The sequence below is a fragment of the Bradyrhizobium sp. SZCCHNR1093 genome, assembly GCF_032381175.1.
GTDB lineage: Bacteria > Pseudomonadota > Alphaproteobacteria > Rhizobiales > Xanthobacteraceae > Bradyrhizobium.
This window is the reverse complement of the sequence record NZ_JAUHJJ010000008.1, coordinates 103,435-124,318: the sequence shown is the minus strand read 5'-3', so window position 1 is coordinate 124,318 and position 20,884 is coordinate 103,435. Positions and strand designations below refer to the sequence as shown.

The 20,884-nt window shown below is 67.0% G+C and carries 19 protein-coding genes; all 19 read right to left on the bottom strand.

Annotated features, from left to right (window positions below; translation table 11 throughout):
* Positions 1–86 precede the first annotated feature (86 nt).
* The 19 genes from QX070_RS23675 to QX070_RS23585 all read right to left on the bottom strand — a co-directional run bounded on the left by QX070_RS23675 (position 87) and on the right by QX070_RS23585 (position 20,850).
* Positions 87–701, bottom strand: coding sequence for an FMN-dependent NADH-azoreductase (locus tag QX070_RS23675; RefSeq protein WP_315739545.1), 615 nt, complete (start codon positions 699–701; stop codon positions 87–89).
* 3 nt (positions 702–704) lie between these two features.
* A complete protein-coding gene (locus tag QX070_RS23670; RefSeq protein ID WP_315739543.1) occupies positions 705–2,303 on the bottom strand; it encodes an isochorismatase family protein in 1,599 nt (532 codons plus the stop codon).
* An 18-nt stretch (positions 2,304–2,321) separates the two neighbouring features.
* Positions 2,322–3,170 (bottom strand): MBL fold metallo-hydrolase, encoded by an 849-nt coding sequence (locus QX070_RS23665; RefSeq protein WP_315739542.1) that lies wholly within the window; start codon positions 3,168–3,170, stop codon positions 2,322–2,324.
* Positions 3,171–3,209: 39 nt separating this feature from the next.
* On the bottom strand, positions 3,210–4,097 hold the full coding sequence (locus QX070_RS23660; RefSeq protein ID WP_315739541.1) for an amidohydrolase family protein: 888 nt from the start codon (positions 4,095–4,097) through the stop codon (positions 3,210–3,212).
* Positions 4,094–5,212 carry a VWA domain-containing protein gene (locus QX070_RS23655; RefSeq protein WP_315739540.1) on the bottom strand — a complete coding sequence of 373 codons (1,119 nt, stop codon included), beginning with the start codon at positions 5,210–5,212 and terminating at the stop codon, positions 4,094–4,096. The genes QX070_RS23660 and QX070_RS23655 overlap by 4 nt, the downstream gene beginning before the upstream one ends.
* The gene (locus QX070_RS23650) at positions 5,209–6,090 is read right to left on the bottom strand and encodes a MoxR family ATPase (protein WP_315739539.1); all 882 of its coding nucleotides are present in this window, start codon (positions 6,088–6,090) and stop codon (positions 5,209–5,211) included. The genes QX070_RS23655 and QX070_RS23650 overlap by 4 nt, the downstream gene beginning before the upstream one ends.
* 6 nt (positions 6,091–6,096) lie before the next feature.
* Positions 6,097–7,119 (bottom strand): xanthine dehydrogenase family protein molybdopterin-binding subunit, encoded by a 1,023-nt coding sequence (locus tag QX070_RS23645; protein ID WP_315739537.1) that lies wholly within the window; start codon positions 7,117–7,119, stop codon positions 6,097–6,099.
* Position 7,120: 1 nt separating this feature from the next.
* Positions 7,121–8,695, bottom strand: a complete 1,575-nt coding sequence (locus tag QX070_RS23640; RefSeq protein WP_315739536.1) for a xanthine dehydrogenase family protein molybdopterin-binding subunit — start codon at positions 8,693–8,695, stop codon at positions 7,121–7,123.
* A 12-nt stretch (positions 8,696–8,707) separates the two neighbouring features.
* The gene (locus tag QX070_RS23635) at positions 8,708–9,187 is read right to left on the bottom strand and encodes a (2Fe-2S)-binding protein (RefSeq protein WP_315739535.1); all 480 of its coding nucleotides are present in this window, start codon (positions 9,185–9,187) and stop codon (positions 8,708–8,710) included.
* 3 nt (positions 9,188–9,190) lie between these two features.
* Positions 9,191–10,012 carry an FAD binding domain-containing protein gene (locus tag QX070_RS23630; RefSeq protein WP_315739533.1) on the bottom strand — a complete coding sequence of 274 codons (822 nt, stop codon included), beginning with the start codon at positions 10,010–10,012 and terminating at the stop codon, positions 9,191–9,193.
* A 15-nt stretch (positions 10,013–10,027) separates the two neighbouring features.
* Positions 10,028–10,471 (bottom strand): SRPBCC family protein, encoded by a 444-nt coding sequence (locus tag QX070_RS23625; RefSeq protein ID WP_315739532.1) that lies wholly within the window; start codon positions 10,469–10,471, stop codon positions 10,028–10,030.
* 3 nt (positions 10,472–10,474) lie between these two features.
* Positions 10,475–10,912, bottom strand: coding sequence for an SRPBCC family protein (locus tag QX070_RS23620; protein ID WP_315739531.1), 438 nt, complete (start codon positions 10,910–10,912; stop codon positions 10,475–10,477).
* A gap of 6 nt (positions 10,913–10,918) precedes the next feature.
* On the bottom strand, positions 10,919–13,813 hold the full coding sequence (locus tag QX070_RS23615; protein WP_315739530.1) for a flotillin family protein: 2,895 nt from the start codon (positions 13,811–13,813) through the stop codon (positions 10,919–10,921).
* Positions 13,814–13,888: 75 nt separating this feature from the next.
* Positions 13,889–14,734: a phosphoenolpyruvate hydrolase family protein gene (locus QX070_RS23610; RefSeq protein WP_315739529.1), complete on the bottom strand. Its 846-nt coding sequence runs from the start codon at positions 14,732–14,734 to the stop codon at positions 13,889–13,891.
* 4 nt (positions 14,735–14,738) lie between these two features.
* Positions 14,739–16,958: an ABC transporter permease gene (locus tag QX070_RS23605; protein WP_315739528.1), complete on the bottom strand. Its 2,220-nt coding sequence runs from the start codon at positions 16,956–16,958 to the stop codon at positions 14,739–14,741.
* Positions 16,951–17,733: an ABC transporter ATP-binding protein gene (locus QX070_RS23600; RefSeq protein WP_315739527.1), complete on the bottom strand. Its 783-nt coding sequence runs from the start codon at positions 17,731–17,733 to the stop codon at positions 16,951–16,953. Before QX070_RS23600 ends, QX070_RS23605 begins: the two co-directional genes overlap by 8 nt.
* Positions 17,726–18,814 carry a branched-chain amino acid ABC transporter permease gene (locus QX070_RS23595; RefSeq protein WP_409998899.1) on the bottom strand — a complete coding sequence of 363 codons (1,089 nt, stop codon included), beginning with the start codon at positions 18,812–18,814 and terminating at the stop codon, positions 17,726–17,728. The genes QX070_RS23600 and QX070_RS23595 overlap by 8 nt, the downstream gene beginning before the upstream one ends.
* Position 18,815: 1 nt before the next feature.
* Positions 18,816–19,826, bottom strand: coding sequence for a branched-chain amino acid ABC transporter permease (locus tag QX070_RS23590; RefSeq protein WP_315739526.1), 1,011 nt, complete (start codon positions 19,824–19,826; stop codon positions 18,816–18,818).
* A gap of 199 nt (positions 19,827–20,025) precedes the next feature.
* A complete protein-coding gene (locus tag QX070_RS23585) occupies positions 20,026–20,850 on the bottom strand; it encodes an AraC family transcriptional regulator (protein ID WP_315739524.1) in 825 nt (274 codons plus the stop codon).
* Between the last annotated feature and the right edge of the window lie 34 nt (positions 20,851–20,884).

Sequence of the window (20,884 nt, the reverse complement as noted above, 5' to 3'; positions counted from 1 at the left end):
GCACGATCACAGGACGCCAGTCGAGGGACGAAACCACCGGCACCTCGGACGCGATGCGCGCAGCGGGCCCGCCTCTTCATGTCATATCAAAACCGTGCAGCCATCTCCACGAGCCGCCTGTGCGCCCGCTCACGCGCCACGCCGGTGTGCGCGGCCGGCCCGATCGCCACGAAGTGCAGATCGCGAAGCCCCATGAAGCGCAGCGCCTCGCGCAAATAGGGCGTCGCGAGATCGGTGCGCCCCCGGCTGATGCCGCTGGTGAAGTCGCCTCCGCTGGCGAGGATCACCAGCGTCGGACGATCCTTCAGAAGTGGCAGGTAGCCGCGCGACGGATCGAAGCGAAAGGTGAGGCCCGGCTGATTGATGATATCCAGCCAGTGCTTGAGCTTGTAGGGAATGCCGAAATTCCACATCGGCGTCGAGATCACGACGCGCTCGGCCAGATCGAGCCGCACCGCCATGCGCTCGGCCACCGCGAACGCCTCCCGCTGGCCATCGGTGAAGGCGCGTCCACCCGTGCGGGCATACTTCGCCTGCAAAATCTCGCCCTCGAACTCCGGCAGCTTCTCGCGCCACAGATTCATCTCGTCGACGTCCCAGCCCGGCCGCGCCTGCCTGAAGCGGTCGAGGAAGGCGTGCGCGCCGGCGCTGGATTCCGAATCTGCCCGCGGCGAGGCGACGAGATGCAGCAGCTTGGGCATGTCTCACCCCAGCGCCCTGATCACTGCGTCGGCCCTGGTCACGACAGCAACGTTCTGCATGGCGAAGTTGATCGACGCATTGTGCCAGTCCGCGTTCATCGTCGAGCAGCAATCCTCCGGCACCACCATGAAGTAGCCTTTGTCGGCCCCTGTGCGCGCGGTGTGCTCGACCGACATGTTGGTCCAGGCCCCCGTATTGATGATCACGTCACGCCCGGTGGCCTTGAGAATGGTCTCGAGCCGCGTGCCCTCCCAGGCGCTCATCCGCATCTTCTCGACGACGAAGTCCCCGCTCCGCGGCTCCAGCCCAGCGACCGGCGCAGCCCCCCAGCTGCCGCGCACCATCGCCTTGCTGTCGACCAGCCCCTCGAACAGCGGCGCGTTCAACGTCACGCCGGGCGCGCCCGGCTCGACCACGAACCAGACGTGGACGATGACGACGCCGCGCGCGCGGGCGACCTCGGCAAGCCGGCGGACGTTGTCGACGACGCGCTGCTGCCTGGCATGACCGGGAGCCCCCGAATCGGCAAACGCGCCGCCGTCCATGATGACGTCGTTCTGCAGATCCTGGATGATCATCGCGCAGCGGCGCGGATCGAGCTGCATGTCGCCCGACGCCAGCAGCGGCGCCGGTGGCGCGCCTGTGGACGTCGCGCTGGATGGGGACGAGCCCGCCGCAGCCCCCCGCGTCTGGGCCCTCATATAGGGCTCGTGGCGCGGGCCGACCTTGGTCGCGATCGCATAGACCGAATGCGTCGCGGTGAGATAGAGCGTGCGAAAATCGGCGCCGCCCCAGGCGAGATTGGCGACCAGTTCCGGGACGCGCACCTTGCCGAGCAACTCGCCGGTGCGCGCATAGACCCAGACGCCGCCCGGCGCGGTCACCCAGACATTGCCGCGCTGATCGCATTTCATGCCGTCGGGCACGCCGGGCTCCAGCTCGGAGCGGATGCCGCTGGCAAACACGCGCCCGTTCGAGAGCGGCCCGTCGCTACCGACGTCGAACACGCGGATCAACGCCTGCACGGTGTCGTTGACATAGAGCAGCGCCTCGTCCGGCGAGAAGCACAGCCCGTTCGGCTGGTCGAACAGATAACGATCGACCAGCAGCCGCGGCGGACCGCCGCCCGGCGGCACCCGGTAGACGCCCTGGAAGCCGAGCTGGCGCGGCCGCTCGACGCCGTAGACCGGCATGCGGCCATACCAGGGATCGGAGAAGTAGATTGCGCCGCTGGAATGGACGCACACGTCGTTCGGACTGTTGAGCTCCTGGTTGTCGACATGCGAGGCCAGGATCTCGCGGCGGCCATCGGGCCGCTCGCGCACCAGCGACGACGTCGCGTGCTCGCAGACGATCAAATTGAGGTCGGCATCATAGGTCATGCCGTTGCACTTGTTCGACGGCCGACGCATCTCGACCACGCCGCGCTTCGCGTCCCAGCGGCGGCGGACGTCGGCCGGCATGTCGGAGAACAGCAGGAAATGCTCGATCGGGTGCCAGATCGGCCCTTCCGTGAAGTCGAAGCCGGTCGCGACCTGGGACACCGGTGCGTAGGGGTCGATCAAGCTCTCGAATTCAGGGCGCAAGGTCACATGGGTCATGGCCGATCCTCGCGCCGACTACGCCGGAAACCATTGCCGCTGCGGCAGCGACTGCACGATGGGACCCGGCACCTGGTCGTGCAACCGCCCTGTCACCACGCCGCCCTCGATCTTGGCCGGGCGATCATGCACCGGCAACAGATAGCGGGAGCTCGACAGCAGCTTCTTGATCGCCGCCTTCTCGGCGCGCTTCGAGGTGCCGTGATTGCCGGTCGTGCGCGGCTCCGCGTCCTGGATCTCGTTGAACGGGGTCACGATCTGGTCGTTGAAGTCGTAGATCACGTCGCCGCAGATGCTGGCGATGCCGTCGGCGGTGTGGACGTGGATGTTCATCGAGCCTTCGGTGTGGGCATTGGCGGCATCGCAATAGACCCCCGGCATCAGCTCGACAGGTCCGGTCAGCTCGAGATCGAGGAAGCGCAGCGCGCTCTTGGTGTGCAGCCGGTCGATCAGGTGCTTGATGTCCGGCGCCGGATATTGCGGGTGCATCAGCCCGGACACCGAATATTCAAGCTCGCGGCGGTTGAGCACGACCGTCGTGTTCATCGGGAACAGATCGTCCTTTCCCGCATGATCGATGTGCAGATGGGTGTGGCAGACATAACGGACGTCGCCCATGCGCACGCCATGCCGCGCCAGCTGGTTCCCGATCATGTTCTCATGGTACTGCAGCCCGCGCATGCCCAGCGTCTCCATGATCTGGTTGGAGCGGTAGCCGGTGTCGACCACGACCGGATACGGTCCGCCCAGGATCAGGAAGCCGAGCGTCAGCACCCGGCGGGTGCGGCCGCAGTCGCGGCCCAGCACGAGGAAGCTCGATTCGAGCTCGATATCACCATAGTCGAGAATCTTGATTTCCAGCGCCATGAGCGTTCCCTGTTGCTTTTGTTGTCGTTGCAGGCGGTATCATCCCAGCCGATAGACGCGGCGCGCCGTCTCTCCCATGACCTGCGCGCGTGCACGCTTGTCGAGGCCGTGGATGGCAGCCTCATAGGCTGCCACCAGTGTGCGATAGTCGGTCCAGAGCTTCTCGATCGGAAAGTTCGAGCCGAACAGGCAGCGCTCGGGGCCGAAGATAGCGAGGGTCTCGCGTACGACATCGGCGACATCAGCGGGATCGTTGCGGCGGATGAAGGTGCCGAGGCCCGAGAGCTTGCTGACGACATTGCGGCAGGCCGCAAGCTTATGCATGCCGGCGCGCCATTGCTCGCGTCCCGCCGGCGACCGGTCCTCCAGCATGCCGGCGTGCTGGAGGACGAAGGTGACGGCCGGACAGCTCTCGGCCAGCGCCGCGGCGCCGGCCATTTGCCCGGCAAACACCTGCAGGTCGAACGACCAGCCGTAGTCGGCCAGCCGCGCCATGTTGGCGCGGACATTCCGTTGACTGCAGAGATCGGGCGACTCCGCGAACCGGTACAACGGATTCTCATGCCAGTGCAGCTGCATGCGAACGCCGCGCACCAGCGGATAACGCGCGAGCCGATCGAATTGCGGCCGCGCGTCATCAACGGCGAGATCGGCATAGGCGACGATGGCATGCGGATAGCCGTGCTGATCGGCGGTGCGCTGCACCCACGCGGCCTCCTCCTCGAAGCCGTCCTTGGCCCAGTTGGTCTGGACGTAGACCGATTGCGTCACACCGCTGCCGGCGATGTCCCCGAGATATTCCTCGATCGGGTAGTCGCGCCGGATCGACTCATAGGGCCCGAAGATCCGCGGCTGCATCGGGCCGACCAGCCAGGGCAGGTCGGCCTGGCGCCAGATGTGATGATGCGCATCGACATAGCCGGTCATGCCGCCCTCCTCTGCGCCAGCGACAACACATGCGCGACGATGGCTTCGTCCGAGCCGCCCGGCACCATGTCATCGACAAGTGGCGCAATGGCCTGCAGCGCTTCCGTCTGCGGCCTGAAGCCCGGCCCAGTCGCCAGCGGCGTCAGCCAGCTCAGGCGCCAGGCGCGCAGCGACAGTTTCCACACGGCTTCGCGGAGCACTTGATGGTCACCCCGCTCCAGCCCGTCCGAGATCACCAGAACCGCCGCGCCCCGCGCATAGATCGAGAATCGCGGCACGCCGAGGAAAGCCTGCAGCGCCTCGCCGATGCGCGTGCCACCGTCCCAGTCGCTGACGAGATGCGAAGCCGCCAGCAGCGCCTGCTCGCGCCGCTTCAGCCGCAACGGCCGCGTGACCCGCGTCAGCCGCGTGCCCAAGGTGAACACCTCGGCCTGCGGCACCGCCTGGACCAACACATGAGCGAGCCGCATGTTGTCCTCGGTCCGCGCCTTCATCGAGCCGGAGACGTCGATCAACAGCAGCAGCCGGCGCAGCCGCGGCCGGCGCCTCAAGCGCCGCAGCGACAGCACCTCGCCATCGCGCCGCACGCTTTCACGCAAGGTTCGGCGCAGGTCGACGAAGCTGCCGCGCCGCGCGCGCATGCGCCGATGGCCTCGCCGCTTCGGTAGCTTCGCACGCGCCTGACGCGCCAGAAGCTGCAGCGGACCGCCTCCCGTGGTCGCACTCAACCGACGCACAACCAACGCCTCGGCGCGCGTTGCCGCCAGACCGGACTCGTTCTGGTCCTGCGCAATGTCGGGATCGACGGCGCTGTCGCCCTCCTCCTGCAGCCGCACGACATCGTCCTGCCTGTCGCTCTCGCTGAACGCCGTCGCCTCGGCGACACCGAAATGGACGTCGAACAGCAGATTGTAGGTCGCGAGCCGCTCGGGAGGTGGCGCGAGGGTCGCCGTCCCGGCACGGCGGATATCCTCGATGCTGACAGGCCCCAGCAGTTCGATCGCAGCGAGGAAGGCGGTGGTCTGCTCCGGCGCAATTGCGAAGCCGTTTCGCCGCAACAGCGCAGCGAATGTCACGAAGATCTCAGTCGCATGCGGCAGGCGCGCCTCGCTCATGTCATCGCCTCCGCAAGCAGGGCATCGAGCCGAGGCGCGATGAAGGAAAGATCCTCCTCGTCCTTCAGCGCTACGCCGATCGAGCGCCGGAAGGCGTCGGGCCAGCGCGCGCCGGTCTGGTTCAGAAGCGTCGCGGCCTCGGCCCAGTCGACCGCCTCGGCAATGCCGGGCGCCTTGCTCAACGGCTCACGCCTGAGCTTCGCCACCGCCGCCACGACGGCGCGCGCGGTCGCCTCGGCCACGCTGGACGCGCGCATCATCACGATCCGTGCCTCGCGCTCCGCATCGGGATAGTCGATCCAATGATAGACACAGCGGCGGCGCAGCGCTTCATGCAGCTCACGGGTGCGGTTCGAGGTCAGCACCACGATCGGCCGCTCGGCGGCACGGATCGTGCCACGCTCTGGAATCGAGATCTGGAAGTCGGAGAGGAATTCGAGCAGGAAGGCCTCGAACTCCTGGTCGGCGCGATCGATCTCGTCGATCAGCAGCACCGTCGAGTCGGGCGCGCGCAGGCAGGCCAGCATCGGCCGCTCGATCAGAAAACTCTCGCCATAGATGTCGATGCTGTCCTCGCCGGCCTGGCGGATCGCGAGCATCTGGCGCGGATAGTTCCACTCGTAGAGCGCCGCCGCAGCGTCGACGCCTTCATAGCATTGCAGGCGGATCAGCTTGCGGCCGAGCACCGCGGCGACTGCCTTCGCCGCCTCGGTTTTTCCGACGCCGGGCGCACCCTCCAGCAGCAGCGGCTTGCCTAGCGCAAGCGCGAGATAGGCAGCGGTGGAGAGTCCCTCATCGGCGAGATAATAAGCCGCGCGCAGCGCCTTCTCCAGCGCCTGCGGCGAGTCGATGCCGACGATGTTGCTGCGGACGACCATATCGTTTCACCGCCGCGTCTGCGGCCGCGCGCCGCCCTGAGCCTTGATCGCGCGCAGCACCTTCTCCGGCGTGATCGGCAGCTCATCGATTCGCACGCCCACCGCATTGAAGATCGCATTCGCGATCGCGGGCAGCACCGGATTGGCGCACATCTCACCCGGCCCCTTGCCGCCGAACGGGCCGTCCGGCGCGGGGCGTTCCAGCACGGCGATGTCGTGCGGACAGATGTCGCCGGGTCCCGGCATCAGATATTCGACGAAGTCGCGCGGCCCTTGTTTGGGATCGGGATAATACGGCTCGGTCGTCTCATAGAGTGCATGGCTCATGCCCATCCAGGCGCCGCCGACCAGTTGCTGCTCGACCAGACGCGGATTGAGCGCACGTCCCAGCTCATAGGCGCTGTCCATCCTGACCACACCGACCTCACCGGTCTCGTCATCGACCTCGACCTCCGCGACGAGGCACGCATGCGCGTAGCAGGTGGCCGGCGACATCTCGCCGGTCTCGGGATCGACGTCCGACAACGGCACCAGGAAGATGCCGCGACCGGAGATGGTCTTGCCCTGTCGGAACTGGGCGGCGATGGCGACGTCCTTGACCGAGATCGAGCGATGCGGCGCGCCCTTGACGTGGATGTTGCCGCGGCCGTCGGTTTCGAGATCGCTGGCGTTGACCTCGAGCTCCTCGGCCGCTGCCTCCATCATGACGCCGCGCGCCTCCCTGGCCGCCGCCATGACGGCATTGCCGACGCGATGGGTGCCGCGCGAGGCGAACGAGCCCATGCAGTGCGGCCCGGTGTCGGAATCGGCGGTGTCGACATAAACGTCCTCGACCGGCACGCCGAGCGTCTCGGCGCAGATCTGCCGCGTGACCGACTTCATGCCCTGCCCGAGATCGATCGACGACAGCGCCACCGTGAACTTGCCGCTGGGATTGGAATGCACCAGCGCTTGGCTCGGATCGCCGCCGAGATTCATGCCGATGGGATAGTTGATCGCCGCCATGCCGCGGCCGCGGTGCCTCGTCATTTCAGCGCCTCCTCGTGCCGAATACCGACGAGAACCGCGTCGCGCCGTGTGCGGGAGCCGGTGCCGGGCTCTGTGGGGGTGGTGACGGCGGCTCTGGAGGTGGAGAAACTGGAAGCCCTCGGTCGTAGCTCGTGCGCTGCTGCGCCGGCGCAGGCCGCGCGCTCACCGGCTCACGTGGCGTGGAGGGAACAGCCGCCCGCGTTCCGCCGCCATCCTTGCGCGATGACATGCGGCGGAACTCCTCGCGGATCGGCCATTTGGCCTTCTCGGCCGCGACCTGCACGCATTCGATCAGCGCCGTGTTCTTGGCCTCGCGGCGATGCGCCTTCATGTCGCCGTCGCGATAGGCGTTGAGGATGCGGAATTCCATCGGGTCCATGCCGATCAGATGCGCGAGCTTGTCCATCTGGCATTCGAGCGCGAAGTCCATGCCCGTGATGCCAAAGCCGCGCATCGCGGTGGCCGGCGTGCGGTTGGTGTAGACGCAGTAGATGTCGCCATGGACGTTCGGGATCGTGTAGGGACCGGGCAGGTGCGCGGCGCATTTGACCACCGCGTAGCTCGACAGCCGCGTGTAGGCGCCCGAGTCGAAATAGGCGCGGATCTGGCGCGCGACGATGCGGCCGTCGCGCATCACGCCGTCCTTGACGTAGATGCGTTCGGCGCCGCGGGGCGGCCCGAACTGCATCTCTTCCTCTCGCCCGAGCACGTAGCGCACCGGGCGCCCCGTCAACATCGCAGCGAGAATGGCGAGCGGCTCGGTCAGCGTGTCGACCTTGCCGCCGAAGCCGCCGCCGACGGTGCCGCCGATGAAGTGGAAGGTGTTGGACGGCAGGTCGAGGATCTTGGCGCAGGTGTCGAGCGAGAAGAACAGCGCCTGGGTGGAGGTGTAGACGACATAGCGGCCGTTGGTGTCGGGCGCGGCGATCGAGCCGTTGGTCTCGACCGGCGCATGCTCGATCGGCGACATCTGGTAGCGCTGCTCCAGCACATGGTCGGCCTGCGCAAAGCCGCGCTCGACATCTCCGAAGCGCAGCTTCTGGTGATCGTAGCGCTCGTGATAGGTGAACGTGTTCTTCGGATAGGTCTCGTTGACAACAGGCGCGCCCGGTCTCAACGCCTCCTCGACATCGAACACGGCCGGCAAGCTCTCGTAGTCCACCCGCACCTTGGCAGCCGCCTCGGCTGCGGCGCGCGGCGTGTCAGCGACCACGGCAACGATCGGCTCGCCCTTGTAGCGGACCTTATCGACGGCGAGCGTCGGCTCATCGTCCTTGCCGAAATTGATCAGGCTGAGCAGCGTGTTGAGGTTGCGCGGCACGTCGCCGCCCCTGATGATCCGCCGCACGCCGTCGCTTCGCTCGGCCTCGCCGGTGTCGATGCGACGCAGCCGCGCATGCGGCTGCGTCGACCTCACGACCCTCAGGTGCAGCATGCCTTGCAGCTTGTGGTCATTGAAATAGGTCGAGGTCCCCGTGACGTGGCCCAGCATGTCCTGGCGCTGCGTGCCCTTGCCGACCTCGTTGAGATTGTCGTCGCGCTCGTCGGCGAAGATGTCCTTGCGCAGTTCCAGCATGGCGATCTCCCCTCAGGCGCTCGCGCGCAGCGACGCGGCTGCCGCCAGCACCGCATTGATGATCGGCTCGTAGCCGGTGCAGCGGCAGATGTTGCCGGAGATCGCCTCCACCACCTGCTCGCGGCTCGGCTGCGGGATCTTGTCCAGCAGCGCCTTGGCCGCCATCAGCATGCCCGGCGTGCAATAGCCGCATTGCGCGGCAAACCCCTCGGCGAAAGCGCGCTGCAGCGGATGCAGGGTCGGACCGCTCTTGATACCGTCGAGCGTCTCGACCGCGCGGCCCTCGACGGCTTCGGCGAGCGTCAGACACGACAGATGCGCGTCGCCGTCGATCAGCACGGTGCAGGCGCCGCAGCCGCCCTGACCGCAGCCGAATTTCGGCGTGACGTCGCCGATCATCTCGCGCAGCACGACCAGGAGATTGGTGCCGCCGTCGACGAACAGCGCGACGTCGCAAGCATTGTGCCGGAACTGAAGTGGGGTCTTGGCCATGGTCTAGCTCTCCTGTCCCGACAGCAGCCGCCGCAGATGCACGCCGACCACCTCGCGGCGATACCACGCGCTCGCCAGCGAATTGTCCGTAGGTGCCGTTCCCTCGGCTGCCGCAGCAGCGGCGGCGCTGATCGCGCCGGCATCGAGCGGCCGGCCTTCGAGCGCGCGCTCAGCGGCCTTGGCGCGAACAGCGGTCGGCGCCATCGATCCCAGCGCGATCCGCGCGCCGGTCACGCGACCGCCGCTCTGTGGAAGATGCGCCGCGAGCGTGACCACCGATCCGCCCTTCGGCTTGATGCGCGCGATCTTGCGATAGCGGAACGCATCCGATGACGCCGGCCTGATGCAGGACACGGCGACCACCAGCGCAGCACCCTGGCGGTCGCGCGATTGCAGGAAATCCTCGATCGGCATCTCCCGGACGCCAAAGCCGCCCTGCAGCGAGACCATGCCGTCGAGCGCCAGCAGCGCCACCGTGAAGTCGCCGAACGGCGCCGGCGCGAACAGATTGCCGCCGACGGTCCCCATGTTGCGAACCGCCGGGCCGCCGATCGAGCGCGCCGCCGGATGCAGGAAGGACAGCTCGCGCTCGGCCAGAACGCGGGCGAAGGTAACGCCGGCGCCGATCCGGATGCGCCCGCCCGTGGCGTCGATGCTCTGCAGCGCGCGATCGGTGGCGCGGATCACGGTGGCGATCGAGACGTCGCCTTCGTTGAGATCGCGCATGACCAGCGTGCCGCCGCCGAGATAGCGCGCGGCGCGATCCGACGACAGCACCGAGGCCGCCTCGCTCACCGCCTGAAACGTCTTCACCGTGACCGGCATCGGTTCACCTCTTGCTCATGCCGCCTGCTTCAGATGCGATCGGATCGCCTCGAAGCCGGCCTGGTAGATGTCCTCTGCCACCATGCGCGTCAGCGCCTCGGACTGCTCGGGCCGCGTCGTGAACCGGCTCTCCCAGTGCCAGAAGGTGCGGTCACCGTCGGTGACCGGCAGCAGCCGGACATGGGCGACGTAGTTGAACAGCTGGATCGGCGTATCGAGCAGGCAGTAGCTGAAGCTCTGTTCGAGATCGGACAGCGCCAGCAATTGCTCGCGCAGCTCGGAGCCGTCCTTGAGGCGAAAACGCCTAACACAGCCGATCTTGTCGGAGGCTTGCGCGCGCTCGATCGCGGACGTCGCCACCGCCGGATGCCAGCGATCATGGCCGTTGAAGTCGCGCAGCACATTCCACACGATTTCTGTCGGCGCATCGATGATCGTGCTCTTGACGACGTGCGGCACGGCCTAGCCTCCGAACGCGCGCTTGAGGGCATCGAAGCCGCCCTGGAACACGCCGCCGCCGATCGAAGCGATCAGATCGGCCTCGCGCTCGGGCGCGCAGTCGAACTCGGCGGTCCATTCCAGGAAGGTCTTGTCGCCATCCGTGACCGGGGTCAGCCGCAAGGTCGCCACGTAGTTCGACACACCCATCGGCGATTCCAGGATCGAATAGGTGCAGAACATGTCGTAGTCGGACAGGCCGAGCAGCTTCTCGCGGATGCGGTCGCCATTGCGTAAGCGGAAATCCCTGACACAGCCGATCTTGTCGGCGGGCTCACCGCCCTCGATCCGGCTCTCCGCAATCGCCGGATGCCAGTTCGGCAAGCCGTTGAAGTCGCGGACGCGCGCCCACACCCGATCGTTGCGGGCGCTCACGACGGTGGAGACGTAGACCCTCGCCATGGTGCCTCACCCCTTTTTGCGCGGACCGCGGTCGGCCGGCGGTTCGGTTGGGCTGGCGTCCCCCCCTCCGCTTCCCTCTGCGTCCTTGCGCGCCGCGGTCTCTTTCCGGATGCCCTGCATGTCCCTGGCTTCGCGGATCAAGCCCGGCATCTTGGCAAGGCTGCCGCCCTCGACGCCGATGTCGGAGAGGATGGAGTCGATCAGCGGCGCCTGGACACGGTAGCGCAGCGCGGAGTCGATCACCTCGTCGGTAGCGCTGCGGCCCCCATTGCCGTTGCCGCCATTGCCGTTCAGGCCGTCGACCTGGAGGATCCGGATGCCCTCGATCTTCTCCATCGGCTTGACGCTCTCGCGCACGATACCCTCGATGCGGTCGAGCAGCTTGCGCCGGAACAGCGAGTAGCGCGCCTGGTCGGTCAGCACATTCTCGGCCTCGTTGAGCAGCTTCTGTGCTTCCGCCTCGACAGCCGCGCGGACCCGCTCGGCCTCGGCGGCGATCCGGGTCTCCTCCGCCTGCTTTTCGGCAATCATCACCTCCACGGTCTTGCGCCGGCGGGCGATCTCGCTCTCGCGCGCAGTGATCACTTTTTCCGTTGCCTCGGTGGCACGCGTGCGCGCCTCCTCGGCGGCGACCTTGGCCGCGGATTCCTCCAGAGACTTCTGATACAGCGCGATCGCCTTCTCCATCAGCGCCGTCTCGACGTCCTTCTCGCGGTTCACTTCGAGCTTGCGCAGCTCGCGCTCGCGGCCGATGCGGGCCTCGTCGAGACCGCGATCGGAGGCGATGCGCGCGCGCTCGACCTCCTCGCGGGCGGCGATCTCGGCCTCCTGCAGCGACTGCACACGCGCGACCTCGAGCTGCTCGATGGCGCGGCGGCGCTCCAGCCGGACAGCCTCCAGCGCCTGTTCGCGCGACACGTCCGCAGTCTCGACCTGCTTGCGCGCGACGATCTCGGCTTCCCTGACCTGCCGATCGGCATCGATGCGCTCAGCGCGCTTGGCGGCGAGCTCGATCACCCTGATCTCGTCGGCGAGCTCGATCGCTTTCTTCTGATCGATGTTCAGCACCTCGCGCGTCCGCGACGAGGCGATGCGCTCAGCCTCCAGCGCCAGCTCGACCTCGATGCGGCGCCGCTCCACGGCCTCGCGCCGCTTCAAATCCGCGGCTTCGACGGCCTCGGTGCGCTGGATCTCCAGGCTCCGCGTCTCCTTCTCCGAGCGGATGCGCTTCTCGGCGACTGCCTGCTCCTGCGCGATACGGGCCGCCTCGATCGCCTCGCGCGAGGCGATGTCGGCCTCCTCGATGGTCCGGATGCGCGCGATCTCCAGCGCACGCACCCGTTCCTCCTGCGCGATGCGGCTGGCTTCCGTCGCCTCGCGCGCGGCAATGCCGGCGATCTCGATGCCCTGGTTGCGCTCGATCTCCAGCTTGCGCGTGGCATGCTCGGCGGCGATGCGCTCTGCGGACAGCACCTGCTCACGCGCAATGCGCGCGGCTTCGACCGCCTTCTGCGCCGCGATCTCGGCCTCCTGGATGTTGCGCACCTGGGCGATCTCGGTGGCGCGCGTCCGCTCGTCGGAGCTGATGCGCTCCAGATTGACGATCATGGTCTGCGCGATCCGCGCCTTCTCGGTCGCCTCGCGCGCCGCGATCTCCGCCTCCTCGATCGCGCGGGTTCGCTCGATCTCGCGGCGGCGCGTCTCCTCGTCGTTGGCGATGCGCGCATCCGAGACCACGCGATCCTGCTGGATCCGCGCCTTCTCCACTGCCTCGCGCGCCGCAATCTCGGCCTCCTCGATGGTACGCGTCCGCTCGATGTCGCGCTGGCGCACCTCCCGCTCGGATTCGATGCGCGCGGCATCGATCGCGCGCTGGTTGGCGATCCGCGCCTTCTCGATGTCCTCGCGCGCCAGCAGCTCGCGCTCCTCGACAGCGCGCGTGCGCTCGATCTCGCGCTGCCGCGTGTCGCGCTCGGCCGCGATCCGCGCCTCCGCAATCGTCAGCTCGTTGGCGATGCGGGACTTCTCGATCGCCTCCCGTGCCATGATCTGTGCCTGCTCAGCCTCGGTCTCACGCAGCGCGCGCTCGCGCGCGACCTCCGTCCGCTGCAAGGCACGGCGCATCTCGATATCGCGCTCCTGCTCCAGCCGTGCCGTCTCGCTCTCCCGCTCGATCTCCAGCGCCTCGCGCTCGGCTTCGAGATTGCGGGTGCGGATCTTGATCATCGAGTCCTGCTCGATGTCGTTGCGCAGCTTGCGCTTGCTTTCGATGTCCTCCATCAGCCGTGTCAAGCCCTCGGCGTCGAACCGGTTCGAGGGGTTGAAGAATTCGAGATCGGTCTGGTCGAGATCGGTGATCGCGACCGATTCCAGCTCGAGGCCGTTCTGGGCCAGCGCCTCGGCGGCCGCCGCTTTGACGCGCGAGACGTAGTCGCCGCGCTGCTCGTGCATCTGCTCCATGGTCATCTCCGCGGCGACCGCGCGCACGGCGGAGATGAACTTTCCGGACAGCAACGCGTGCAATTTTTCCGGCTCGAGGGTGCGGCGGCCAAGCGTCGCCGCCGCGATCGACACGGCCTCGCGGGTCGGCTGAACGCGAACGTAAAAATCGGCCTCGACGTCGACCCGCATCCGGTCGCGCGTGATGACGGCGTCCTGCCGCGCACGCGTGATGCCCATCGGCAGAACGTTCATGTTGACCGGCGTATAGTCGTGGATGAACGGCAGCACGAAGGCGCCCCCATTGATCACGACGCGCTCCCCCATGAAGCCGGTGCGGACGAAGGAGACCTCCTTCGAGGAGCGATGATACAGCCAGTTGACGATGTAGACGGCGACCACGATGACGACGATCGCGACGATCAGCCAAAGGATCAGCTCACCAACCAGAACCCCGGACATCTCATTCCTCCCTCGGTCTCCCGTCCGGCGAGCGCCGCGCCGCGCACCGTTGCTGCCGAATCTCGTGTTGTCGCCTCAGACGCGGCGTGGCCGCGAGCTGATCGCCTTGAAATGTCGCACCTGCTCCGTCAGCGCCCGCTCCACCGGCAGCCGTTCCATCGAGGAGGCGCCGTAGAAGCCGTGGCAATTCTTCGTATGCTTCATGATGAAGTCGGCATCGGCCGGCTCGGCGATCGGGCCGCCATGCGCCAGCACCAGGATCTCCGGGTTGACGCTGAGCGCAGCCGAGGCCCAGCTATCGATCAGGCCGGGGCAGTCATCGAGCTTGGGCGCGGTCTGCGCGCCGATCGAGCCGCCCGTGGTGAGACCGAGATGGCAGACGATGATGTCGGCGCCGGCGATCGCCATGCCCGCGGCCTGGGCCTCGTTGAACACGTAGGGCGTCGTCAGCAGGTCCTTGTCATGGGCGCGCCCGATCATGTCGATCTCCAGCGCGTAGGAAATGCCGGTTTCCTCCAGATTGGCGCGGAAGGTGCCGTCGATCAGGCCAACGGTCGGAAAGTTCTGCACGCCGGAGAAGCCGAGCGTCTTCAGCTCATCGAGGAAGACATCCATGTCACGGAACGGGTCGGTGCCGTTGACGCCCGCCAGCACTGGCGTGGACTTCACCACCGGCAGCACCTCGCTCGCCATCTCGACGACGATCGCATTGGCGTCGCCATAGGCCATCAGCCCGGCGAGCGAGCCGCGGCCGGCCATGCGATAGCGACCGGAATTGTAGATCACGATCAGGTCGATGCCGCCGGCCTCCTCGCATTTGGCCGACAGGCCGGTGCCGGCGCCGCCGCCGATGATCGGCACACCACGGCGCACCATGTCGCGAAACTTCTTCAGCAGCGGTGCGCGCTCATATCTCGCCATCCCCTCACCTCGCCTGTCTGCGCCGCGCCGGCAGTCGCCCGAGCATCGGCCTGATGGCGCCGACGACCACTGCTGCGAACTCATTGTCGTTGATGTGATGCGGCACGCGGATCAGGCGCCGGCTCGAGGTCTGCCGCACGGTCTGTTCGAGGCTGCGGAACAGCGCCTCGTCCGCCTCGCGATCGAAGAACGGCTGGCCCGGCGCATCGAGCGCCGAGACGCCCTTCTCGGGCAGGAAGAACCGGACCGGCCCGTCCATGCGATTGAGCCGCTCGCCGATCCAGCGCCCCATCTGCGCGTTCTCCACCGCCGTCGTCCGCATCAAGGTGACCTGCGGGTTGTGGACGTGAAACTTGCGGCCGCGATAGCGCTCGGGAATGGTCTCGGGCGCGCCGAAATTCACCATGTCGAGCGCGCCGACCGAGCCGACATAGGGCACGCGGCTGCGGATGATGGCGCCGAAGCGATCCTCGATGGCCGGAAACACACCGCCCATCAGCAGGTCGCAGACCTCGGTCGTGGTGAGATCGATCACGCCGGCGAGCATGCCGGACTCGACCAGCTTCTCCATCGAGCGGCCGCCGACGCCGGTGGCGTGGAAGACCAGGCACTCGTAGTCGTCGCGCAGCTCGGCCGTGAGCTTCTGCACCGCCGGCGTAGTCACGCCGAACATGGTGATGCCGATGGCGGGACGTTGCGGTCGGGTGCGGTCAGCGACGGCGGACTGCTGCTCGCGCGCCGTCACCATGCCGGCAAGCGCATGCGCGCCATTGCTCAGCACCGCGCGCGAAATCGAATTGAGTCCTTGGACGTCGGTGACCGAGTACATCATCGCGATGTCGGCCGGCCCGACATAGGCGCCGACGTCACCGGATGCGACAGAGGAGATGATCAATTTCGGTACACCGACCGGCAGGTCGCGCATTCCCGGCGCGACCAGCGATGTGCCCCCAGACCCTCCGGCCGAGATGATGCCGGCTACGTTGTCCTGCCGCCGCAGCCAACGTGCGAAAGCTTCTGCCATCGCGGTGACCGATGCGCCGCGATCGGGGCCGAACACGGCGGAGCCGCCGCGGGGATGATTGAGTGCGACCTCCTGGGCCGAGACGTCGCAGCTCGCGTGCCGTCCGCTGGTGGAGACATCGACAAGTCGGGTGCGCAGGCCGTGGCCCGCGACGATGTCGCGGATGAAGCGCAGCTCGTCACCCTTGGTGTCGAGCGTGCCGACCACGATCACCGCCGGCGGGCCCGCCGCGATCGACACGGCGCCCTCGCGACTCTGGCGAGTTGCCTCGTCGAGCCGGGTCACACTGGTGGACAGCGTGCGCGCCTTGGCCTCGATCTGCGCGATCGGCACCGGCTGCGACCAGCGCGTCGGCAGCACGGGATTAGAGACGTAAACCTTGACGGGCGCAGCTTTCGGCGTCGTTGACACCGCCGCACCTGCGACGGGCACCTCCTGAACCCCTCCCGTCCCGAGATCGGTCTCGTCGCCGGCATGCTGGCCGACGCCGAGCAGACGCTGCTGCAGCTCGCGATCGGCGGCGAGCCGGGCCGAGTCGATGATGCGGTTGATGCGGCCGTTGACCATGATGGCCACGCGCGGCGAGATCGCCGTGGCGACGCCGATGTTCTGTTCGATCACGAGGACCGCCATGTCGCCGTCCTGGCCGAGCCGTATCAGCATCTCCTCGACCTGGGCGACGATGACCGGCGCCAAGCCCTCTGTCGGCTCGTCCATGATCAGGAGCTGCGGATTGGTCAGCAGCGCGCGCGAGATCGCCAGCATCTGCTGCTCGCCGCCCGACAACTGGCCGCCGCCATTGTTGCGCCGCTCGGCGAGGCGCGGAAATGTCTCGTAGACGCGCTCGACGGTCCAGGCGCCGCGGCGCTGGCCCGCTGCCAGGCGCAGGTGCTCGTCGACGCTGAGCGAGCGCCACAGACGCCGCCCCTGCGGCACATAGCCGACGCCGAGCCGCGCGATACGCGCCGGATTGAGCCCGGTGATATCATTGCCGCGCAGACGCACCGTGCCGCCGGACGGCCGCAGCAGGCCCATGATGGCCTTGCACAGCGTCGTCTTGCCCATGCCGTTGCGGCCGACCAGCGAGAACACGCCGCTGTCGAGCCGGAGATCGACGCCCTGCAGCGCATGCGAATGGCCGTAGTACACGTCGAGGCCGCGGACCTCGAGCGCAGGCGCGGAGCGGCGGATGTCATTCATGACCGCCTCCGAGATAGAGCTCCTGCACCTCCGGATCAGATTCGATCTCCTGCGGCGCGCCCTCCTTGAAGATGCGGCCGTTGTGCATCATCGTCACGCTCTCGACGACGCGCAGCGCTACGTCCATGTCGTGCTCGATGATGATGTAGCCGATATGCGGCGGCAGTGACGTCAGGATCTCGACCAGCTCGCGCCGCTCGGTCGGCGACAGGCCCGCCGCCGGCTCGTCGAACAGGATGAAGCGCGGCGCACCGGCGAGCGCCAGCGCGATCTCGAGCTGGCGCTGCTGGCCATGGGCCAGCTCCGACACCAATTGATCGCGCACGGACGTCAGATGCACCGCCTCGATCAGGCGTTCGGTCGCCTGCATCAGTGCATCGTTGACGCTGGGTCGCAGCATGGAAAACCGCGCGCGCGAGACGCCGCGGCAGGCCAGGTAGACATTGTCGCGGACAGAGAGGCCAAGGAACAGTGCCGAGATCTGGTAGGTGCGGCGCAGCCCGCGGCGGATTCGCTCATAGGGCGGAAAGGTGGTGATGTCCTCGCCGAAGAAGCGGATCGTGCCGGAGGTCGGCAGGAAGTCACCGGTGACGCAGTTGAACAGGGTGGTCTTGCCGGCACCATTCGAGCCCAGCACCGCGCGCCGCTCACCGGGGCGAACGGTGATGGTCACGTCAGTGAGCGCGGTCAGCGCGCCGAACATCCGCGTCACGCCGCGCAGTTCGAGGGCTGCAGTCGAGCCCAGCGCCGAGAGCCGGTCCGCCACCCTATCCATGGCCGTGCCCTCCCGGACGGGGCTGCTTCTCCGTAGGCCGGCCGCGACGCCGCCAGCGCTCATACAGGCCGATGACGCCATCGGACGACCAGAAGACGATGGCGAGGAAGCCGAGCCCGATCAGCAGCCGGAACCGGTTGCCGTCGAGCCCGACCTTGACCAGGAAGTCGAGCGCAAAGGTGCGCAGGATGACGAAGACGAAGGCGCCGATATACGGCCCGACCGGCCGGGTGATGCCGCCGACGACGGCGACGATGAGAATGTCGATGCAGCGCTCGACCGCGACCGATCCGGGCGAGATCTGCCGATAGTTCCAGACCTGCAGCACGCCGCCCATGCCGGCGATCAGGGCCGCGAACGCATATGCAGCGATGCGATGTGCATTGACGTTGAAGCCGAGCGCCGCCATGCGCCTGGGATTGTCGCGTACGCCCTGCAGCGCCAGGCCGAATAGCGCGCGCGACAGATAGAGCACGGCGAAATAGCACAGCGCGGCCACCGCGAGCGTCAGGTAATAGAACGCGATGTCCATGCGCCAATCGACGCCGAGAAAATGCGGCGTCGCAATCGTATTGATGCCGGTGTGGCCGTTGAAGATCGCCCAGTTCTGGTTGGTGAAGTAGTAGAACGCGGCGCCGATCGCGAGCGTGATCATGATGGTGTAGATGCCCTCGGTACGCACGGCGAGCGCGCCGCCGAGCGTGCCGAACAGCACCGCAAGCACCAGCGCCATGGGCGTCGCCAGCCACCAAGGCCAGCCCAGGCTGATATTGGCGTTGCCGCTGACGCCGAACACGGCAACCATGTAGCCGGCAAAGCCCGCAATGGTCAGCTGCATCAGGCTGACCATGCCGCCATAGCCGGCGAGGAACATCAGGCTCAGCGCGATGGTGCCGAGGATCAGGGTGGTGCCGAAGATCTCGATCAGGAAGAAGCCGTTGGCGATCAGCGGCATGATCAGCAGCAGCGCCGCGACCACCCATGCCCAGGGCTGCTCGGTGGCCGACCATGCGGCCGGCTGCCGTGCGGCGCCGCCTACCAGCATGCTGTCCCGCGCGCGTGCCTCCTGGATCAGCGACATCTCATCGCCTCGCCAGGAGGCCCTGGGGCCGCACCGCCAGCACCAGCACCATGATCAGGAAGGTCACGACGATCGCATAGGTCGGGATGTAGACCGAGCCGAGCTGCTCGGCGAGCCCGATGATGACAGCGCCGAGCGCCGCGCCAGGGATGGATCCCATGCCACCGACGATCACGACGACCAGCGACGCCAGCAGAAAGCGCGTATCCTCGCCGGGCGAGATCGACTGGAAGGTTCCGCCGACCACGCCGGCAATGCCGGCCAGCCCCGCGCCCAGCGCGAACACCAGCACGAAGACGAGCTGAATCTGGACGCCGGTCGCCGCCAGGATCTCGCGATCATCGACGCCGGCGCGCACGATCATGCCAACACGGGTGCGGTTGAGCGCGAGCCACATCGCGACGCCGATCACGACCGAGCCGCAGAAGATCACCAGCCGCACCAGGGGATACTGCAGGAACACCGGCTCGCCGGGCGATTTCATCGCCGTCATCAGCGGGAGCTGCACCGGCCCGATCAGCCAGGCCGGCGTCTGGATCTGATAGAAGTCGCCGCCGAACGCCCACAGCATCAGATCGGCGAACACGATCGAGAGGCCGATCGTCACCATGGTCTGGCGCAGGTCCTGCCCCTCCATGCGGCGAAAGACGAGCAGTTGCAAGAGAACGCCGATGGCCGCGACGACGATGAAGGCGGCGGCGAAGGCGAGTATCCATGACCCGGTCGCGGCGGACACGCCGTAGCCCACATAGCCGCCGAGCAGATAGAGCGAGCCGTGCGCAAGATTGACGTTTCGCATCAGGCCGAAGATCAACGTGAACCCGCTCGCGACCAGGAAATACAGTCCGCCCAGCGTGATGCCGTTGAACACCGCACTCAGGAACACCTTCTTCCGACCGATCGCCTCCTCAAGCCCCGGCGGCCAGACGGCGAAGATCAGCCACGCCAGCAGCGCCAAGGCGAGAAGAATGATGAGGGACCAGATCGGGTGACGCTCGATGAAGCGGCTCATCGTCCCTCCCTCATGGTCAGAGGGACCGATCCGTCATCACAGCGGAAAGGCGCATTCAGCCGAAGATCGCCGGGTGTGCCGGCCATCGCTCGTCCTCCCTCGTCGGATCCTTTTCCGGATCACGTTCCGAAGAGTGTAGCGGCAGACGAGCATGCGCACTTGATCGATAGTCTCTTTTCGCGCGACGCGCAGCAGCACGTCAGGCACGCAGCACTTTTGCAGCGCGGCGATAATCGGTCGGCGCCATGCCGACATTTCCGGCGAAGAAGCGCGTGAAGCCGCTCTGGGAGGTGAATCCGAGATCGAAGCCGATGTCGGCGATCGGCGACTCCGTCGCCACCACCGCATCGAGCGCCCGCTCCATCAGCAGCGTATTCAAATAGAGGTTGGGCGTTACTCCGGTCTGGCTACGGAACAGCCGATAAAAATGCGGCCGCGACAGTCCGGATTCGCGGGCTATGTGATCGAGCTCGATCTCGGCGCACGGACTGTCCGACATCAGCTTGATGCACTTGCGAACTCGAAAATCCGTCACTTCCGCGCACGGCCGCTCGGGCATCTGATCCGAGACGCGCCAGCTCTCCTCGTAGCAACTGTCGATCAGCTGCCGCAGCTCGCCGTCGAGGCAACCGAGCGATGGCGCGCCACATACCAGCGCTGCGGCGCGGCGAATGCAGCGGTCGAGGGCGGCGGTTCGCCGAAAGCAGGTACGACCAAACCGCAGGCCCTGCTCGCGCGCGGCCGACGGCGTGAACCACTCCGCATTGACGTAGAGCACGAAGAAGATGGCGCCGTTGCCGACATCGTTCGGCAGGAAGTTGTGCGGCTCCCACGGATTGACCGCGACGATCCAGTCCTCGCCGATCTGATAATGCTGGTCGCAGACGTCGATATCGGCCGGCGTCCCGCCAACATGAAAGATCAGATGTCCCTCGCGGTGGGCATGCACATTGAATGGCCGATTTAGCTGATAAACCGTCGCGCGGCCGAAGCGAGCATGAAAGACGGCGAGCGCCCTACTCATCACTTCCTCACCGAAATGGTTCTTATTGTTCGTC

Bases quoted from the DNA above. Each gene is read 5' to 3' on its own strand.
- QX070_RS23600 (WP_315739527.1), bottom strand. From the start codon at position 17,733: ATGGATAGGGTGGCGGACCGGCTCTCGGCGCTGGGCTCGACTGCAGCC.
- QX070_RS23635 (WP_315739535.1), bottom strand. From the start codon at position 9,187: ATGGCCAAGACCCCACTTCAGTTCCGGCACAATGCTTGCGACGTCGCG.
- QX070_RS23650 (WP_315739539.1), bottom strand. From the start codon at position 6,090: ATGGTCGTCCGCAGCAACATCGTCGGCATCGACTCGCCGCAGGCGCTG.
- QX070_RS23620 (WP_315739531.1), bottom strand. From the start codon at position 10,912: ATGGCGAGGGTCTACGTCTCCACCGTCGTGAGCGCCCGCAACGATCGG.
- QX070_RS23665 (WP_315739542.1), bottom strand. From the start codon at position 3,170: ATGGCGCTGGAAATCAAGATTCTCGACTATGGTGATATCGAGCTCGAA.
- QX070_RS23670 (WP_315739543.1), bottom strand. From the start codon at position 2,303: ATGACCCATGTGACCTTGCGCCCTGAATTCGAGAGCTTGATCGACCCC.
- QX070_RS23605 (WP_315739528.1), bottom strand. From the start codon at position 16,958: ATGAATGACATCCGCCGCTCCGCGCCTGCGCTCGAGGTCCGCGGCCTC.
- QX070_RS23590 (WP_315739526.1), bottom strand. From the start codon at position 19,826: ATGAGCCGCTTCATCGAGCGTCACCCGATCTGGTCCCTCATCATTCTT.
- QX070_RS23610 (WP_315739529.1), bottom strand. From the start codon at position 14,734: ATGGCGAGATATGAGCGCGCACCGCTGCTGAAGAAGTTTCGCGACATG.
- QX070_RS23585 (WP_315739524.1), bottom strand. From the start codon at position 20,850: ATGAGTAGGGCGCTCGCCGTCTTTCATGCTCGCTTCGGCCGCGCGACG.
- QX070_RS23675 (WP_315739545.1), bottom strand. From the start codon at position 701: ATGCCCAAGCTGCTGCATCTCGTCGCCTCGCCGCGGGCAGATTCGGAA.
- QX070_RS23595 (WP_409998899.1), bottom strand. From the start codon at position 18,814: ATGTCGCTGATCCAGGAGGCACGCGCGCGGGACAGCATGCTGGTAGGC.
- QX070_RS23630 (WP_315739533.1), bottom strand. From the start codon at position 10,012: ATGCCGGTCACGGTGAAGACGTTTCAGGCGGTGAGCGAGGCGGCCTCG.
- QX070_RS23645 (WP_315739537.1), bottom strand. From the start codon at position 7,119: ATGACGAGGCACCGCGGCCGCGGCATGGCGGCGATCAACTATCCCATC.
- QX070_RS23655 (WP_315739540.1), bottom strand. From the start codon at position 5,212: ATGAGCGAGGCGCGCCTGCCGCATGCGACTGAGATCTTCGTGACATTC.
- QX070_RS23660 (WP_315739541.1), bottom strand. From the start codon at position 4,097: ATGACCGGCTATGTCGATGCGCATCATCACATCTGGCGCCAGGCCGAC.
- QX070_RS23640 (WP_315739536.1), bottom strand. From the start codon at position 8,695: ATGCTGGAACTGCGCAAGGACATCTTCGCCGACGAGCGCGACGACAAT.
- QX070_RS23615 (WP_315739530.1), bottom strand. From the start codon at position 13,813: ATGTCCGGGGTTCTGGTTGGTGAGCTGATCCTTTGGCTGATCGTCGCG.